16 protein-coding genes are annotated in these 19106 nt (G+C 41.2%); 7 read left to right on the top strand and 9 right to left on the bottom strand.

Going from position 1 to position 19106, the window contains the following annotated elements; genetic code table 11:
* The first annotated feature begins 81 nt into the window (after positions 1-81).
* From UF75_RS06665 to UF75_RS06680, 5 genes are all read left to right on the top strand, one after another.
* On the top strand, positions 82-843 hold the full coding sequence (locus tag UF75_RS06665; protein WP_045573827.1) for a LytTR family DNA-binding domain-containing protein: 762 nt from the start codon (positions 82-84) through the stop codon (positions 841-843).
* Between the two features lie 164 nt (positions 844-1007).
* Positions 1008-2426, top strand: coding sequence for a sigma 54-interacting transcriptional regulator (locus tag UF75_RS06670; RefSeq protein WP_052693045.1), 1419 nt, complete (start codon positions 1008-1010; stop codon positions 2424-2426).
* A gap of 32 nt (positions 2427-2458) precedes the next feature.
* A complete protein-coding gene (locus UF75_RS29900; protein ID WP_052693046.1) occupies positions 2459-2851 on the top strand; it encodes a helix-turn-helix domain-containing protein in 393 nt (130 codons plus the stop codon).
* A 422-nt stretch (positions 2852-3273) separates the two neighbouring features.
* Complete coding sequence (locus tag UF75_RS06675; protein WP_045573828.1) at positions 3274-4863, top strand: benzoate-CoA ligase family protein; 1590 nt, start codon at positions 3274-3276, stop codon at positions 4861-4863.
* A 59-nt stretch (positions 4864-4922) separates the two neighbouring features.
* Positions 4923-6185, top strand: a complete 1263-nt coding sequence (locus UF75_RS06680; RefSeq protein WP_045573829.1) for a hypothetical protein — start codon at positions 4923-4925, stop codon at positions 6183-6185.
* 140 nt (positions 6186-6325) lie between these two features.
* Here the strand turns inward: UF75_RS06680 and UF75_RS06685 are convergent, their stop codons facing one another.
* The 9 genes from UF75_RS06685 to UF75_RS06725 all read right to left on the bottom strand — a co-directional run bounded on the left by UF75_RS06685 (position 6326) and on the right by UF75_RS06725 (position 15498).
* Entirely contained in the window at positions 6326-8089 is a 1764-nt protein-coding gene (locus tag UF75_RS06685; RefSeq protein WP_045573830.1) for an aldehyde ferredoxin oxidoreductase family protein, read from the bottom strand.
* 160 nt (positions 8090-8249) lie between these two features.
* On the bottom strand, positions 8250-8528 hold the full coding sequence (locus UF75_RS06690) for a TIGR04076 family protein (RefSeq protein WP_045573831.1): 279 nt from the start codon (positions 8526-8528) through the stop codon (positions 8250-8252).
* Positions 8529-8559: 31 nt separating this feature from the next.
* Complete coding sequence (locus UF75_RS06695; RefSeq protein ID WP_045573832.1) at positions 8560-9276, bottom strand: ABC transporter ATP-binding protein; 717 nt, start codon at positions 9274-9276, stop codon at positions 8560-8562.
* Positions 9276-10016 carry an ABC transporter ATP-binding protein gene (locus UF75_RS06700; RefSeq protein WP_045573833.1) on the bottom strand — a complete coding sequence of 247 codons (741 nt, stop codon included), beginning with the start codon at positions 10014-10016 and terminating at the stop codon, positions 9276-9278. The genes UF75_RS06695 and UF75_RS06700 overlap by 1 nt, the downstream gene beginning before the upstream one ends.
* Positions 10017-10057: 41 nt before the next feature.
* Complete coding sequence (locus UF75_RS06705; RefSeq protein WP_156146275.1) at positions 10058-11041, bottom strand: branched-chain amino acid ABC transporter permease; 984 nt, start codon at positions 11039-11041, stop codon at positions 10058-10060.
* Between the two features lie 15 nt (positions 11042-11056).
* The gene (locus tag UF75_RS06710) at positions 11057-11929 is read right to left on the bottom strand and encodes a branched-chain amino acid ABC transporter permease (RefSeq protein ID WP_045573834.1); all 873 of its coding nucleotides are present in this window, start codon (positions 11927-11929) and stop codon (positions 11057-11059) included.
* Between the two features lie 109 nt (positions 11930-12038).
* Positions 12039-13325 carry an amino acid ABC transporter substrate-binding protein gene (locus UF75_RS06715; protein WP_045573835.1) on the bottom strand — a complete coding sequence of 429 codons (1287 nt, stop codon included), beginning with the start codon at positions 13323-13325 and terminating at the stop codon, positions 12039-12041.
* Positions 13326-13511: 186 nt separating this feature from the next.
* Positions 13512-15260 carry a sigma 54-interacting transcriptional regulator gene (locus UF75_RS06720; RefSeq protein ID WP_045573836.1) on the bottom strand — a complete coding sequence of 583 codons (1749 nt, stop codon included), beginning with the start codon at positions 15258-15260 and terminating at the stop codon, positions 13512-13514.
* Entirely contained in the window at positions 15250-15498 is a 249-nt protein-coding gene (locus UF75_RS06725; RefSeq protein ID WP_156146277.1) for a hypothetical protein, read from the bottom strand. Before UF75_RS06725 ends, UF75_RS06720 begins: the two co-directional genes overlap by 11 nt.
* 528 nt (positions 15499-16026) lie before the next feature.
* Between UF75_RS06725 and UF75_RS06730 the strand changes: the two genes are divergently transcribed.
* A complete protein-coding gene (locus UF75_RS06730; protein WP_045573838.1) occupies positions 16027-17448 on the top strand; it encodes an aldehyde dehydrogenase family protein in 1422 nt (473 codons plus the stop codon).
* A 202-nt stretch (positions 17449-17650) separates the two neighbouring features.
* A complete protein-coding gene (locus UF75_RS06735) occupies positions 17651-18982 on the top strand; it encodes an aspartate aminotransferase family protein (RefSeq protein WP_045573850.1) in 1332 nt (443 codons plus the stop codon).
* Positions 18983-19106 lie beyond the last annotated feature (124 nt).

The following is a 19106-nucleotide window of genomic DNA, read 5'->3' on the forward strand; positions in this document are numbered from 1 at the left end:
TCTGTGCTACAGCACAACGGCGTGGGGATCAATAGTTCAAAAAATATATCTTTTAGATATGCCAAGAAATGAGGGATTTGCTTGAAACTTCGTGTCCTATTGGTCGATGACGATTGCCCCACCCGTAATGAACTCCGCAATTTACTCCTGCCTTTTGAGGATGTTCAGGTTGTTGGCGAAGCAACCAATGCCTTAGAAGCCCTAAAGTTAATTGATAATCTGGATTATTCATTAATTTTTCTTGACATCCTTATGCCAAACCTAAGTGAGATTGATTTAGCCCAGCTATTACAAAAAAAATCGGATTCACCCACAATTATTTTCACCACGGCTCACGAAGAATACGCGTTCGCCTTTAACGTAAATGCTTTAGACTATCTTATAAAACCTATTCACCCTAAACGTCTTGAAGAAGCACTCATGAAAGTGCGCCGATTTAGAAGCCAACTACCTGAATCTATCAGTAATCCTATCCCTTCTGCAAAAAGGAAAGAAAGTGAACCTAAGCCTTTTGAAGTTGTCCCTGTTGAACTAAATGGGAAAATAATTCTTTTACGCCAAGATGAAATTTTCTTTATTTATACCGATAAAGACAAAGTCTTTATTAAAACCCTAAAGGACTCTTACCTGACCCGTTTTACCTTACGCGAGTTGGAGATGCGTTTAAACTCTACTCTATTTTTTCGCTCCCATCGTTGTTATTTAGTTAACCTACAACGCATGAGGGAACTTCTACCCTATTTTAATGGAACTTACACAATCGTAGTCGATGACCATGAACGTAGCGAGATTCCAGTTAGCCGGACTAAATCCCGTATACTCAAGGAGATGATAGGTCTTTAATATCCCATATATGCCATTAGTTATGTTAAAATAACATTGAATACTCTGAATTTTTTACTTTTTTTCATTATATAGTATCTAAATAAGGTTATCAAGCCATGATCTTATGCGTCGAAATTGAGCATCTTTCCAACGAATCGATAAACGATGATTGGGAGGCCTATATGAGCATATCTGAATTATTTGAACCTTATCCAGTCCAACTTGCCCCAGATCAACCAATTTCCGAAACTATTAATATGCTTATAGCCAATAACCTCTGTTTTGTACCGGATAAAGGAGCGCTTAAGCAAGCTATTCTGGAAAGCGTACCGAATGGGATCATTGCTATCAATGCTGCCGGTGAAATCATATTTATGAATAAGGAAGCTTACCGTTTACTGGGTGTGGATAATAATGTCATTGGGAAACCCATTATACTCGTTTTTCCTGTTAGTAAACTTACTTATATCGTTGAGACGGGCCTTACAGAATATGGCCAAAAGTTGGAGATTAACGGTCATACTATTATTTCCAACCGCTCCCCCATTATTTTAAATAACAACATTTGCGGTGCGGTAGCACTTTTTCAAGATATCACAGATTTAGAGAATATCTCCCACCAACTCGCTTCGGTAAAGCAGCTTAACCTGGAACTAGATACGATTATTGAATCCTCTTTCGACGGTGTTATGATAACCAACCAAGAAGGAATTGGCATTAGAATTAACCAATCCTTAGCCCGATTAACCGGATTGGATGCCACGCACTTTGAGGGTAAACCTATTGATGATTTATTTGATAAGGGCATTTTTGAGTATGAATCAATTACCATGAAGGCTTTACGGGCTGGGCGAACTATTACAAATGTCCAAAAAATTAGCACCACAGGCAAAGAGGTGCTTGTTACCGGTAATCCAATTTTTGATATAGCAGGAAATGTTCATAGAGTTGTCACTAATGTACGAGATATTACCGAACTGGAAAACCTAAAGGAAAAGTTAAAAGAATCCGAGTTGCTGGCAACTCGCTATCAAACGGAACTGTCTCAATTAATTCCGGAGCGCCTTGAGAAAGACAAAATTATTGTACAAAGTCCTAGCATGTTGAAACTATATAAACTTGCAATGCGCGCGGCTAGGACGGACGTCACCGTTCTGCTTCTAGGTGAATCTGGTGTCGGAAAAGAAGTTTTTTCCCGAGTGATCCACAACTCAAGCAACCGCGCAGCTACAGGGAGATTAATCCAGATAAACTGCGGAGCCATTCCCGAAAATCTTTTAGAATCCGAACTGTTCGGATATGAACCAGGTGCTTTTACTGGGGCTAGCCCCAAAGGTAAACCTGGAATTTTTGAAATTGCCACCCGAGGAACACTACTTTTAGATGAAATAGGAGATCTACCTAAAAATCTACAGGTTAAACTGTTACGGGTTCTTCAGGAACAGGAAGTTTATCGGATAGGAAGTACTAATCCGATAAAACTCAATGCCCGAATTATTGCTGCGACCAATCTAAATATTTGGGAACGAGTAAAAGAGGGTTCCTTTAGAGAAGACCTATTTTATCGTTTAAACGTTCTACCCATTGAAATCCCCCCCTAAGGGAACGCAAAGAAGATATTATACCCCTAAGCATGCACTTCATCCAACTTTATAACGAGAAATACAAAGTAGCCAAGCGGCTGGATCCTAAAGCCGTACCCATTCTGGAATCGTACAATTGGCCCGGCAACGTACGAGAACTTCAAAATATACTTGAACGATTAATGGTCGTTACCGATGAAGAACTAATTCAATCCTTGCAGGTTCAGTATCAGTTAACTAAGTTTAACTCTAAGTTTAATTCTCCTATCACTATCAATGAACTTATACCAATCCATGAAGCTAGAGATATAGTGGAAAAAGAACTAATTACCATGGCTTTAGATTGTTACTCTTCCATAAGAAAAGCCGCCGAAGTTTTGGGACTTGATCACTCAAATATTGTTCGTAAGGTTGCAAAATACGGGATAAAGAGAAAATTATAGCAAAATTGCGTTTGAAACCAGTGTCTTGAGAATGAGCGTCCTCACTCCACTTTGAGAGTGAAAGAAGGTCGCTTTTTGATTGTTGTAACCTCTTAGAATTTTGGAGACTAAGTCTTCACACGCCCCACTAATTATTTGTAAAATTGTAATAATACCGGTGCGATAATACACCAAATTGGTGCATTATCGCACCGGTATTTAATATCTGAAAGTTATTATTGGAGAATAATCAGGTCCAGACTACCTTTACCCGTGAATTACTTCATTTGAGGTATTTAAAACAACCGTTCACAAATTATTTTAAACATTTAGAAAATTTGGTCTATAACTTGCAATTAATGCTAAGAGCTGAGAATTTGATTTAATCTTTTCCGAAGGGAGCTGAAACATTTAAAGCCCAATTATTAAGGAGGTTAATTGTCATGGGAGTTAAAAAGGAACCGGAAAAGTATAACGAGGCTAATCAATTTGTTGATCGCCATATTCAAGAAGGCCGAGGACCGAAGGTAGCTATTTATTATTTGGACCAACAAATAACTTATAGTGAAGTTCATGAGAAAGTCAATCAAACAGGTAACGCTTTAATGGAAATGGGCATTGGTCTAGAAGACCGAGTTATGTTGTTACTTTTAGATTGCCCAGAGTTTGTCTATAGTTTTTTTGGAGCCATGAAAATTGGTGCGATTCCCGTTCCTACTAACACCTTGTTAAAACCAGAAGATTATGAATACCTGTTAAATGATAGCCGCGCAAAAATTATTGTGGTCAGCGAAGAGTTACTGGACTGTATTACAGCTATTCGCAATAATTTATTATATTTACGTCAAATCATTGTAGTCGGGAAGCCAGTCGAAGAGTTCCTGAGTTTTAATAGCTTGCTTAAGGATAAATCCATAGAATTAGAAACTGCAAACACCACTGCCGATGATGCAGCATTTTGGCTTTACAGTTCAGGAACAACCGGGTTCCCTAAAGGAGTCGTTCACCTCCACCATGATATGACTTTTGCTGCAGAACATTATGCCAAAGGAGTTTTGCAGATCACAGAAAATGATATAACTTTTTCTGTGGCTAAATTGTTTTTCGCATATGGTTTAGGTAATGGCCTCTACTTTCCCTTTTATGTTGGTGCATCTACTGTCCTTTCCCCCAAGCGTCCGCTGCCAGAACATGTTTATTCGATGATTGAACGATACAAACCGACCTTATTCTTTGGAGTTCCCTCTTCATATGCAGCTATGGTACAACTCGAACGTGCCAAGGAAAACTATGATTTAAGCAGTATCAGGTATTGTGCTTCCGCCGGAGAACCTTTACCAAAAGTAATTTTTGAACGTTGGTTTGAAAAATGGAATCTGGAAATTTTAGATGGAATTGGTTCAACGGAAATTTTACACATCTTTATCAGCAACATGCCCGGAGAAGTCAAACCAGGAAGTACTGGCAAAATTGTTCCAGGGTATAAGGCGAAAATTATTGATCAAGACGGTAACATCGTTCCAGCCGGGAATGTAGGAACTCTTATGATAAAGGGACACAGTAATGCAGCATATTACTGGAATAAGCATGAAAAGACTATGGATACCTTCATCGGTAAGTGGACTAATACCGGAGACCAATATTACCAAGATAATGAGGGCTTCTTCTGGTATGTTGGTCGCGGCGACGATATGATTAAAGCCGGTGGAATTTGGGTTTCCCCTGTCGAAGTTGAATATTGCTTGATGGAACATCCTGCAGTTTTTGAATCCGGGGTAATCGGAAGAGCCGATATAGATGGCTTAATCAAACCGAAAGCTTTTATAGTACTACAAGAAGGCTACGAGCCCAGCGGCGATTTAGTAAGTGAATTGTCTCTTTTTGTAAAATCAAAAATTGCACCCTACAAATTCCCACGTTGGCTCGAGTTTGTTTCTGATTTACCAAGAACAGCTACGGGCAAAATTCAGCGCTTTAAATTACGGCAGATAGATATTGAGATAGATATTGCTAGTTCAAGTGAGGATAGTTAATAAATAGATCAACTTGTTGAAAAGGAAGTTGGTATTTAAAGCCGCAAGGAGGTTCAAATATGACAGAAATCACCACGAGGCAGACATTTAAAAGTCAACTGGGAACTGGTTTTGCCTCATTAGTAACTTGTGTTGTTTTAGCTATGATTCTGTGGCCAATCTGGTCTAGTGTTATGAAGGCCATTTTTACCGTTTTTGCTTCACAAGGCTTGACAGCAGCGGGACCAAAAGTAGCTGCTCAGTTAATTGGGGCCATGGTTGAAGGAAGCTTCTTCTGGATGGTTATTAACACTTGGATCTGGCAGACTCTAGTCATGGGCAACTATGGCAAAACAAAATTTACTGACCACCAACCATGGGCTGGACTTTGGTATATTCTTGTTGCCTGGTTTTTTGGAATTGTGGCTTTTATTCTATTAATCAGTTTCCTGGGCATTTGGTGGAAACCGTTTAGCTTAGCCATAATGTTCATGCCCAAAACCGCTGAAGAGGTCAGTTTAGCTTTCGAAGCATGGGAAGCTGCCAATTTTTATGCCTTAGCTGTGATTTTAGCCCAAATTCCATTTATCTCCTTACTGCAAAAATGGCCTTTTGCTGGTACATCTAAACAACCCATCGAAAGTTTTGGCGTTCTTGCTTTCAGCACTGCAGTGACTTGGATTGTTTGGATGTCTGTAATTGTACCCAGCTTTATGAAACTTTCCATAGGCGAACATCTAATTGTAGCCCAACCTTTTGGTTCTTGGCCGGCTTTTGTAGCCTTTTGTCAAGCATTTGTTATCTTTTCCATTATGCCTGTCGAGGGTGGCGAGCTATATCCCATGAAGCTGTTTGCCAAGAAACAGCCACAGATGGCTATAGTCGGGTTTATTATTGCCTTAGCCTCTGGTTTTATCATGCCGGCAATCCTTAAAAGCATAATAGTTCCCTTAGACCTAGTTCCCGGTACTCCCCCAGATGTTATCGTCGCTTCACTAGAGCTATCTGTCATTGTCTTTATGTTGACTTGGCACCATTTATTCGGGGATTATCCAAGTGCCAAACTGAGTCCAAATACAGCAATTAGGGTCTTGACACGAGTTGCTATTTGGTTTATTGGTGGTAGTGTTTATGGAGTTGTATGGCTAAAGACCTTTAAATTATTGCCTATAGGTGCAAATAATTTGGGTATGGGTTTTCCAACCATGGGAATTTTAGCTGGTCAGTTCGCTTTACTTATGACTATACTTTTCTTTAATACATTTTTGGACAAATGGCCCCTTGTTCGCAAACAGGAACGTAATAATACTGAAGCGGTTCCAGCACGAAATTACAAGATTTAATCATCTTCATAGTACTCATCATACAAGAAGTGGTTGTGTATCAAAGGGAGGCATTCTGCCTCCCTGCTTTTGGGATCTCCTAATAGATTTATGGAGAAAGGAGGGGTTTTGGAAAAGCCCAAAATCTCTAATACAGGATTCTAATGTTGTTTAACGGAAGGTCGTCCTTGACTATCCCACCCTCTTAATTTGTAATATTCATCGAGCATAAAGTCTAGTTCCTCAACGTTGATAACATCCCGCCCCCCGTTGAGCGGTTCTCTGAACATCCGCTTCGGCAATGTATCCTGTTCCCTGGTCGCACCTTCGCGGAGATTAAAAACCTTTGTTAACGTTACAATTCTGTTGGCAATTTCTTCAAGTTCTAACCGGGTATAATCCCAACCGGTAAGTGCTTTTATTAACTGTTGAAGTTCTGGCCAAAGAATCATGTCCCGATAAAAAACACATAAGATTTGAGCATTAAAAAGCGTTAACCTATTTTCAAAATCGATGAACATTTCTGCTTTACCCTGGGTAATTGCAGGATCGATCATCCCACTTAACTCTGCCTTATAAAATGTAGCGCGCAAATGACAGGCACCTCTGGTGGATGTGGCATAGGCCAGCCCCATGCCTTTAAGTACCCGGGGGTCATAGCCAGAGGGTTCCAAACCTTTGACGTGAATGGCAATGTCCTCAAGATCCCAAACTTTGGCGGCATGTTTGATCCCTTGGGACAAGATTACCCCTAGACCTCTTACATTAGCGATATCTTCAAGTAATTCAGCCACTCCCAATGCATCGCCATAGCTTAAATTTGCTTCGACTTTACCACGTTGAACAGCTTCAAGAGTAAAGGCAACTAAATTCCCTGCCGTGATCGTGTCCATCCCTAAACGGTCACAAAGATCATTTAAGTAGAGGATCTCAGCTAAATCACCAATGCAGCAAAGTCCTCCAAAAGCATAGATCGTTTCATATTCGGGTCCTTCTACTTTTAACCCCTCATACTTTCCTTTAGAAACCGTGGTAAGCTTTCCGCAGGCTAAGAAACAATTGGGACAGGCATTTGCTTTGACCTCATGTTCGGCGATTAAGGTGTCCCCGCTCAGATCTTTCCAATTCTCATAAACCCCTTCTGACCAATATTTAGTCGGGAAGGTTTCAGCACAATTCATGGTTTTGACCATTTGAGTGGTACCGTACGTTTGATACGCTTTGACACCTACATTCCCTTTCGCCTTCTCGCTCAAGGATTTAATTAAATCCTTGAGCAGTTCCGGATCAGCGACTTCTGCCTGAGCTTGACCGTAAAATACTATAGCCTTAACCTTTTTCGAGCCCATCACGGCGCCCATACCGGTGCGGCCAGCTGAACGCCAATAGTTATTTTCGATACAGGCGAACCGTACCAGATTTTCTCCTGCCGGACCTATGACGATGGCTTGAGCTTTAGGCACTCCAACCTCCTCTAAAACCCGATCTTCCGTCTCAAAGGTATCTTTACCCCAGAGATGGCTGGCGTTTCGGAACTCGACCTTGCAATCGGATATCTCTAGAGAAAGCGGCACGTCTGCCGCCCCCTCCAAAATTATCGCATCGTAGCCTGTTTTGCGCATAAGAGGAGCTACCTTGCCCCCTGAGTATGATTCGCCATAGAAGCCTGTTTGCGGCGATTTGCTATATACTCCGTAACGGCTAGAACCCCACATTCCTGTACCTGTAGCGGGGCCAGTAACAAAAATAAGCTTGTTGTCCTCTGAGAGAGGGTCGATCCCAGTCCTTACATTTTCTAAAAGCAAGTAAGAACCTAGGCCCTTTCCTCCAAGATAAGTTTTTAGTATTTCCTCCGGAATCTCCTCGACCGTGGAGGACCTATTCGTGAGGTTAATCCTCAATAGTCTCCCAAAAAAGCCTTTCATCCCGTCCCCCCCATTTACTCTACTCCGACTTATGATTATTTCACAAGAGATTTTGTTTTTACGGATTCCACAACTTATATGTAATTTCCTTGCTATTCTTACAGCAAACCGTGACAAAGGAACTACTAACAAGCTAACAAGGGTCGCAATTTACCAATGGTTAATCCACAAAGGGAACTAATTTAAACACTACCGGTGCACAATAATCCGGGCACTGAACGTTTACTTCTCCGTCGAAACCTAGAGCTTGAGGGGTAACCTTCTTGCGAAGGGCAAATACAAAAGGGTACATTGCATTAAGCGCCGTGACGCAAACATTATCAGATTTATCAAAATCGATTAAAGGACCGTCAATAATAATTTTATCTCCCGGCTTGTACAATTTACATTGGGAGTTTACGACTACTATTTTAATTTTATCTTCCTTAAAATCAGTCACATTATATAATCCTCTCTTTCTCTTAGTCCGGTCAATGTCCCCCTAAATAGGCGGCTTTAACTTCCGGGTCACTAATTAAATCAGCCGCTAGCCCACTCTTAAGAACCGCTCCATTTTCCAAAATATAAGCACGGTGAGCAGTGTTCAGAGCGGTCATGGCATTTTGTTCGACAAGTAAAATCGTTTTTCCAGCCTGATTTAAACGTTTGATCACCTCAAAGATCTCTTTAACAATTAAAGGGGCCAAACCCATGGAGGGTTCATCTAAGAGTAAGGTGTCCGCTCCCGTCATTAACGCTCGACCAATCGCTAACATCTGCTGTTCTCCGCCAGACAGATTGCCTGATGCTTGCTTTTTTCGTTCGGACAAACGGGGAAACTGTTTATAGACCTCTTCCATATCTTCTTTAACCTTGGCGTGATCTTTTCTGTTATAGGTAGCTAGTATCAAATTTTCCTCGACGGTTAGTTTCGTTAACATGCCCCGTCCTTCTGGAACATGGGATAGGCCCTGGCGAGCGATTAAATGCGAGGGGGAATTCGTAATATCCTTATTTTTAAACCTTACCTTACCGGAACTAGGGCGTACCATCCCAGAAATAGCCCGTAACGTGCTCGATTTGCCGGCTCCGTTTGCTCCAATAATGGTTACAATTTCTCCTTCATCGATATAAAAAGAGATCCCTTGCAGCGCTTTAATTACGCCGTACACAACTTCCAGGTCTTCGACTTCCATTATTTTGGTCATTAACCCACCTCCGCTTCACCCAAGTAAGCCTTAATTACAACTGGGTTATTCTGTATTTCTTCAACAGTCCCGTTAGCGATAACCTGGCCAAAATTCATGACAGTAGCATAATCACAGAGCCCTTCCACCAATTTCATCTGGTGTTCAATTAAGACAATCGTTATATCACTGTATTGTCTCTTAACTTCCTTGATAAGACCTACTAAGCCTTGGACCTCTTTCGGATTCATACCCGCTGCAGGTTCATCTAGCAATAAGAGTTTCGGTTCCGTAGCGAGTGCTCTGGCGATTTCTAACTTTCTCTGCATTCCATACGGAAGATTTCCAGCCTTTTCTTCCGCTCGCACATCAAGTCCAAAAAGTTTTATTAGACTTTCAATTTTAACCGACAAATCTTTGGTTTTATGCTTCCCTAGCCTGCGGCGGTGGATTTGTCCAACCTGGATATTCTCCACAACCGTAAGGTCATTGAACAAACGCAAATTTTGAAAGGTCCTAGCCACTCCAAGGCGGGAGATTTCGTAAGACTGTTTACCAACCAAGCTTGTTCCATCGAGAAAGATCTGACCAGCAGTCGGTTGGTATATTCCAGTAATTAAATTGAATAACGTCGTTTTACCTGCTCCGTTTGCTCCAATTACTCCATAGATCATCTTCGGTTTAACATTGATATTTAAACTGGAAATAGCCTTCAAGCCACCAAACATATGGTTCAGTTCTTTGATTTCCAGCAACTCCATAGTCAGGCCCCCTTCTGTTCAGAGCTTTATTTACATAACACTTAGATATTTGATTTTTTCATTCCAGGAAGTAGGCGTTTAATTATCCCTCTTCGTCTCCCTCTGAGGATTCTAAGCAAGCTCATAAGTCCTTCCGGCAAGAACAGAATTACTAAACAAATCGCTAGCCCGAGGATGATTAAATAAGCAGAACTTTGCCCCCACATAACCAACATGTATTGGTTGCCTACATATAGTACGATGGCACCAATAACTGGACCGAATAAGGTACCAATCCCCCCTAAGAGCACCATAATAACCATTTGATCCGCGATCAGCGGTCCCAAAACGCTATCAGGATGAATAAACGTAATCCAATAGGCAAAGGCACCTCCGATGATGCCAGCAAACATTGAGCTGAGGGCAAATACCTGGTTTTTAACCCACGTCGTGTTGAGTCCTAACGTGCGGGCTGCAGTCTCTTCCTCCCGTACAGCTTTAACTTTTAATCCAAAATCGCTATGTTCAAAAAAGAGATAGGCTACCATGAAAACAAGGAGTGCTAAGCCGAACATGACGAAATAAAAGAAATTGTCATTCAGCATCGGTGGCAAACGCAAGCCCTCTGGCCCACCTGTTATCGTTAACACCAAAACCAACTGACGCATCATTTCAGCGAAAGCCCAGGTACCAATGGCAAAATAGGAACCGCTTAGGCGTAAGGTAGGATACCCCACCAAAGCAGCAAAAATATAGGTTAAAATCCCCGCGATTAACAAGGACACAAAAAATGGCAGATGTAACTGGGTCATCAGCATGCCTGCAATATAAGCACCCAGTCCAAAAGATGCGCCATGACCGAAGCTAATATAACCCATGTAACCACCCAGCATATTCCAACTTAAGGCTAGGCCGATCCACATCATGATACCCGTAGCAATTCGCAAAACGAAGGAAGAAACGACGAAGGGCAAACAGCATAAAACGACCATAGAAAGGAACAGAATGATTAATTTGACTGGGCTAAAAGACTTTGATATTGACAATTTGACCTCTCCTTTCTACCAGCCTTTACCGAGAATACCTTTAGGAAGGAATACCAGGATTAAATAGAGGATGAAAAATAATATCAAAAAAACGTAGGCTCCACCCACATAGACCGAAACAAAACTCGATATTAACCCCAGTAACAAGCCCGCAACGATTGCCCCAGAGAAAGATCCCATTCCTCCAGCAACCACAACAAAGAAGGCGAAGGCGGTATAGCGCAAACCCATGTCTGGAAATACCGAAAAAATAGAGCCTATAAAGACACCAGACATAGCGGTTAATCCAACATAAATAGCATAAACCAAACGTGATATGCGATGACCATCAATCCCCATTAAACCAGCCACCGTCTTATCCTCTGCCGCTGCCCGAATTGTGATCCCAGTCTTTGTGCGATATAGGAAAAAGGCAAAAGCTGCAGTCACAAAAATCGAAAATACCGTAGCCGCCGCTCGAATGGCCGGTACGGTGATGCCGAACAGGTTAACATTCATTTCTGATAACATTGTAACTAGATTTCGATTGTTAAACCCCCATAAGGTTAGGGCTGATCCTCTTAATAACGTCGAGAGACCAAAAGTGAAGGCCAAGGCCATCATGGCAGCGCTTCTGTGCTTAATATTTACAACTTTTTGAATGATGGGTTGAAATAGATAACCAACTAAAGCAAAAAAAAGGGCAATAAACGGTATTAGTAGTAATGGGTCAATTTTAGTATATTGGTTAAGCCAGAAAGCGGTAAAGGCCCCCAACATAATCCATTCCCCGACAGCAAAATCAACAATATGCATAACTCCATAGGAAATCGAAAAGCCGACTGCAATCGTTATGAAAATCCCTCCGATTAGAATTCCATTGACTGTGGTTTGCATAAATAATCCCATAGAACATCTCCTCTCCAAAAGTTTGAGAAAACCGAAACACCCGTTTCCTGAAATAAAACTTGGTTTCCGCCCAGCTATAGCGCAGGCGGAAACCTTAGTTGTCCTGAGATTAGCGAGCATTGAAAGCAGGAACCGGATAAACAGGATCTTTAGCTTTCATATCGTTCGGTCCAACGACGAGCTGATCTCCATTAAGCATTTGAATAGTCAAAGCTTTTAACCCTACATTGTCATGGTACCAATTGCCGTCCGTGGCAAATTTAATTGGGCCATAAAAGGTTTGAATATCAATTTGTTCCAGTGCTTTTACTAATTGTTCACGTTGTTGCTCAGAGAGAGGCGGTTTAGCTCCGATTTTGGCTAGAGCTGCCGAAAAGGCTTCACCCGTTGCCGAACACCCTGCTTGGGTATAATCAGGCACAGCATTAAATTTCTCTTTGGATGCTTTCACATAATCCTGAACTGTACCAAACAAATCATCTTTTAGCTTTAAATCAGGTGTCCATACAGCAGCACCATAAACATAGTCCCCGTCTTTGCCAGTATTTTTAATAAAGTCTGGGGTTGTGATACCATAATGCATGACAAAAGCCTTAGGCATAAAGCCTAACGATTTGGAGCCTTTGATAACTTGCATATGTTCGGTTTCATGACCGCCTACCGCAAGAACATCCGGGTTAAGTTGTTTGATTGCGCTAATCAACGGAGTAAAGTCCGTACCAGCCGGAACAACATCGTACTTGACAACTTTCATTCCCTTTTTCTCTGCGCTCGCTTTAAAGGCTTCGGCAACAGCTTTAGAGAAGGCATCATTCACGCCGAGGACAGCAACCGTCTTGGGCGGATTGGGTAGTTTGGCTAAGGTATCAAGTGGCGAGTTTGCTGTCAAGTCTGCCGCCGGTATAGTACCAAAGGTGTAAGCAAATTTTTGAGTCCAGATAGTCGGAGATTCGGCGGATCCAGTAATCATGGGAACTTTATACTTATCGAGAATTGGAGCCACCGCTTTTGTAACCCCACTGGTATAAGGTCCGAGAATAAAGTCAACTTTCTCTGACGTGATCAATCTTTCCGCAGCATTGGCACCCGCAGTAGGATCACTTTGATCATCAGCATAGATAAGTTTTACTTGGTAACTTTTATCACCGACCTTGATCCCGCCTTTTTTGTTCACTGCATCAGCCCATAATTCGTAACCATATTTTGTAACATTTCCACCATAAACTTCTGCTCCCGATAATGATGTAATGACACCTACTTTATAATAGTCTCGTGCCTCCGTACTTGCACCGCTACCGGCGCCAGTACTAGCACTGCCACAGCCGACCAAAGACAAAAACAAACCAGAAATCGCCAGCAATGCCAGACCACGCATAATTGATAGCTTTTTAAACATAAATTTTCCTCCTTAATTATTCTTAATTAAATTGCCAGTAGTTGAGTCGAGGTTACTATGTTGATTCTTTAATGATTTTGTAGCTTGCATGCTCCTTTCAAAAGATTAAATATTAACTAAGGTACTTTTATGTTTAATTAATGGGGAAAAATACCTTGGTTTGCCAAAAGCCATTATTAATTGTGACTATATATTGTCAAATTCTTTTAGTTCTAACTGAATACTATCTTTTAAAATCCCGTATCTATGCATTTTTCGAACAATTGTCGATTGATTAACCTCTAAAGCATCCGCCATTTTATAAGTATTTTGGAACTTTATTAAGGCTTTATTTAACAGTTGTCGTTCTAATTCATCGGTAGCATTTCTTAAAGGACAAATGTCCATTATAAAAACTTTCGCAGAACTCCCATCCGTATGTAAAATATAATCTGGTAAATGCATCGGTAAAACTTCTAGAGAATCTACAGTCACAACAACTCTCTCAACTAAGTTCTCTAATTCCCGCACGTTACCGGGCCAATTATAATTTAACAAGAGATCCAGAGTCTCCGGGGCTATTTTTTTATGAATCTCGTATTTTTCTAGGAACGCTTCTAGGAAATGCTCAACCAAGACCGGAATATCTTCTTTCCGGTGCCGCAAGGGTGGTACGATAAGGGGTACAACATTTAAACGATAATAGAGGTCCTCTCTAAACTTTCGTTCTTTAACCAGACGAGGAATGTTTCGATTTGTAGCAGCAATAATCCGAGCATTGACATCAATATTGTCGTTTCCTCCAACCCTCCTTAACCTTCTATCTTGGATTACGTGCAGTAGTTTCACTTGGAGATTAAGCGGAAGTTCACTAATTTCGTCTAAGAAAACTGTCCCATTGCTGGCTGTTTCTAAAAGGCCCTTTTTCCCTTCTTTTTTGGCGCCCGTAAAGGCTCCCCCTTCATAACCAAACAATTCCGATTCCATTAAATCCTCTGGGATAGCACCACAGTTAATAGTAATAAACGGAGATTCACTACGCTTACTTAATTGGTGAATCTTTAAAGCTACAACACCTTTACCAACGCCGGATTCCCCTTCGATCAAAACCGTGGAATCTACGCCTGCAACCTTACCGGCCAGTGCCAATATTTGCTGCATTGTTGCGCTTTTACTGATAATTTCAGATGTTTTAATCCTTTCCTTGCGCAATTTAGCAATCTCCGAGCGGTAATTTTCCATTAATTTCTCAGTATCTTCTAAGCGCTGGCGTAGACTGCTTAATTCCGTTATGTCACGAGAATTCGTAACAACTCTAATGATTTGACCTTTTTCATCAAAAACAGGGTTAGCTGTTACGATTATTTTTTGTCCACTCTTTGTTGTTTGTATTAAGGTGGTACGTTTCTTTGACTTTAGAACTTGTGGGGTAATACTGGGCGAAAATAGCCCTAATTTCTCTAATTCGTTTACATGTCTGCCGACCATCTCTTCCGCTTTTATGCCGTAGAAACGCTCACCGGCTTTATTAACCCTCAGGGTGAAACCTTCTCCGTCCGTAACGTAAATTTCATCATAGGAAGAATTAAAGATCGCTTCTAATTCCTTATTGAGTTTTTTTGTAGCTTCTAATTCTTGAGCCACCACATCAAGATCCGTAATATCCTGAAAAGATGTGACCACACCAGTTAATTTATCCCCTTCAAAAACAGGTTTATGATTAGAAAGTATCACTCTGCCTCCAATGTCAACTTTATTATTGAGAACTGGCATTCCTGTTTCGAATACCTCATACATTGCTGAATCTGGAAGCACTTCTCTGGCTTTTTCCCCTACAACCTGGCCATCGATTCCTAATAGTTCCTTGGCGGCCTTGTTACATGCTAAAATGTATCCATTTGAATCTACCATTAATACACCATGATAGATCTCTTGAAATCCCGCTTCATAATTCAAATTCTTCTACACCCCCGCCTACTTGAAATATAATAGCAACTTCTGTGCCAATACCGAAGAAGATAATACGCCAGCTACCCGTCTGCCTATTTTGAATATTCAGTATTATTGGCTTATATTCTTGATGCGTATTTGCATTCAATCTAGATGTTATTTCTTTAGTTTGATCTATAAAGACTTTTTCGAAGTAGCATCTATCACACATGCATAAATGCATCATGATAATGCGTTTACGCATCTTAGCTAGATGCTACTTATTGGTTGACCAATTATTCACTATGATTGTAGAACTAGTATTAATTCCTATGCATTACCCCTGCATTTGTGACGATATTTCTTAAAAAATTTACAATGGCAGACTGATCGATTCTTATTAATTTTATCAAAAATTAAATATGACTTTTGGTATCATTCTTTAGCAAGTATTGTTGGTAATTCTGTAGGAGAATTTCGGGCATCTAAAAGATACATATTGGGTGTAAAACTTATAGGGTCATAGGGTTACTTAAATTCGATAATGCATCTTCTTAATGCATACTTAAAATATGCTGTAAGCTATTAAAAAGCAGCTGTCTATTCACACAGATTTAAACCAAATCCCAATGCAGTTATACATAGGGATTTGTATGAAATTTTCAGGGTATGCATGATAATCTGAATTTACAAGTGTTATTGAATTATTGTTTGACTGGCACGGACCTTGCATTGTAAAAAGATGATTGCCGGAAAAACGCAAATACATTAAGAGTTGAGGAGGTAATATAATTTGAAAGCGAACTATCCTATCTTCATCAATGGAGAATGGGTTGAGACTAAGGATACTATATCCGTGGTTAATAAATATTCAGGGGAAGTATTTGCAACAGTATGCTCTTCTTCCCCCTCAGAAGTTGATAATGCTGTGACTGCAGCGGTAAAAGCCTTTAAATCCAGATCCCTCTCCCCCTCCCAAATATACCAGATTTTAACTAAGACTTCTACATTGATTAGGGAGAAAGCAGATGACCTAGCACTAACCATTACGCTCGAGGCTGGTAAAGTTTTCAGAGACGCCAAAACCGAGGTTATGCGGGCTGCCCAAGTCTTTTTAATTGCCGCTGAAGAAGCCAAGCGGATTAGTGGGGAAGTAATTCCTATTGAAGCTACATCAGGGTCTGGAAATCGGTTGGCCTACACTATTAGAGTCCCAATCGGTGTAGTTTGTGCCATTAGCCCTTTCAATTTTCCATTTAACCTAGTCGCCCATAAAATTGCTCCCGCTTTAGCTGCCGGTAATACCGTCGTTTTAAAACCAGCTTCTGCTACCCCGATTTCGGCAATTAACCTCTGCCGGATCCTAGAGGAGGCTGGTCTACCACCTGGTTATCTTAATTTAGTGATAGGTGGTGGCAATGACGTAGGAGATCTATTATTGAACGATGAGCGAATTAACTTTTATACTTTTACTGGCTCTCCGAAAGTTGGAAAGAAGATTATGTCTACGATCGGTTTACGGAAATCCACCATGGAATTAGGCTCAAATTCCGTCACCATCGTTCATAAGGACGCGGATTTAGCTAAAGCAGCTACTTTATGTAGTCGCATGCCTTTTGTCAACGCTGGGCAAGTCTGTATTTCTATTCAACGGTTACTAATCCACCAGGATATCTACGAACAATTTGCTGATATGCTTGCAGAGGAAACAAGCAAACTCATACTGGGCAATCCGCTCGATCCCCAAACGGATATTGGGCCAATGATTAGCGAGTCGGAAGCGGTGAGAGCCGAGGCCTGGGTATCTGCAGCTTTACAAGGTGGTGCTACTCTATTATGTGGAGGAAAAAGAGATGGAGCTCTTTTTGAGCCAACTATTTTGACAAATGTTAAATCAAATATGCAGGTTGTCTGTGAGGAAGTTTTTGCTCCGGTGGTAAGCTTGATACCATATAAAGAGTTTGAAGAAGCCATCGAAATTGCCAACAACTCCCAGTACGGTCTGCAGGCCGGTATTTTTACTTCCTCCATTGATGTTGCTTCTGAGGCAACGCGAAAGTTGGAAGTTGGTGGGGTCATCATTAATGATACTTCTCTGTACCGTGCTGATCAGGCCCCATATGGCGGCATTAAAGGAAGCGGCATCGGACGAGAAGGCCCTAAATATGCAATACAAGAAATGACGGAGTCTAAACTAGTGGTATACAACTTATAGCCACTGAAAATATAGGTCTTGATATATAAGAAAAAACAATAAGGAATATAATTTATGGCAAGCTTACGTACTCTGTAGTAGCTGAAGCTCTTAATTTGGAATATACACCTCTGGAAGAACTAATTTAGATCATTTTTTAGAATATCGAAAAAGAAAGAAAGTGGTAAATGTGACCGTCTATACAGAAAATCAAATCGACCAGATGAAAAAAGATGACATGAGGTATTTTTTACATCCGACAAGTTCAATAGACGACATGGAATCATGGGGTGGGCCTAAGATTATTGAAGAAGGGAACGGAATTCGGATCAAGAGTGTTGAGGGTAAGACCTACATTGATTGTGGCTCAGGTCTGTGGTTAAACAATGTCGGTTATGGCAGGACCGAACTGGCAGAAGTGGCTAAAAAACAGATGGAAAAATTGTCTTACTTTCAAACGTTTAATGGCTATTCTCACCCATTAGTTATTGAGTTGGCTAAAAAAGTAGCTGGAATGATCCCCATGGATAACCCCAGGATCTTTTTTACCAGTGGGGGGTCAGAGTCCAATGATACTGCTTACAAACTGGCCCGGATATATTGGTATCTACAAGGTAACCCTAGCAAGAATCACATCATTGCCAGGACAAAAGCTTATCATGGGGTTTCTTATGGGGCAGTCAGCGCGACCAGTTTACCTGGTTTTTGGGACGGATTCAGACCTTTAGTGCCAGCATTCCACCACATTAACCATCCTCACTGTTACTTCTGTCCCTGGGGAAAAGAACAAGGTCGTTGTGATTTGGAATGTGCGGCTGCACTTGAAGAGAAGATCCTCGAGCTCGGTCAGGATAATGTTGCAGCTTTTACGGCGGAACCAGTTATCGGTACTGGAGGTGCAATCGTTCCACCAGACGGTTATTATCAACGAATTCGAGAAATTTGTGATAAGTATGACGTCTTATTCATAGCGGATGAGGTCATTACTGGCTTTGGTCGGACAGGAAAGATGTTTGGAATGCTGCAATGGGGGGTAAAACCCGATATCATGATGATGGCTAAAGGGATTACCAGTGGGTACATTCCTATGGGAGCTGTCGGGATTTCAGAGAGAGTCTATAGGCCAATCAGAAACCACGGCATCTTTATGCATGGTTATACCTACAGTGGTCATCCGGTAGCCTGTGCCGTTGCTTTAAAGAATATCGAACTTATTGAAACAGAAAACTTAGTAGGCAATGCCCGCGAAAAAGGTGAACTATTGCGTTCACTCATCCGTAACTTGGAATTACCCAGTATTGGTGAAGTTAGGGGCCTAGGACTGATGAATGCCGTCCAACTTGTCCAAGATGCTGAAAACAGGACCAAGTTTAATTCTAACTTGGGATTTGCCAAACGTGTGTCCGCTATTGCTTGGGAAAACGGACTGGCGTTACGACCATTAATTGACGACGGATTACAATTGTCCCCACCGTTGATCATTACTGAAGCGGATATAATTGAACTAGTCGACAAATTAGGTAGGTCCATTGAACAAGCTCACCGTGAGTTTTAGAAGCTTACTTTAGGTCGCTAACGTAAGAAGCACCAAAGGCGCCATTTGAAATGCTAGGAGTAGTTCCAAGCCATTCAAATGGCGCCTTTGTTCCATTTCGGTCTGCACTACATCTAAGCTAAAT

The sequence above is a fragment of the Desulfosporosinus sp. I2 genome (assembly GCF_000960765.1).
GTDB lineage: Bacteria > Bacillota > Desulfitobacteriia > Desulfitobacteriales > Desulfitobacteriaceae > Desulfosporosinus.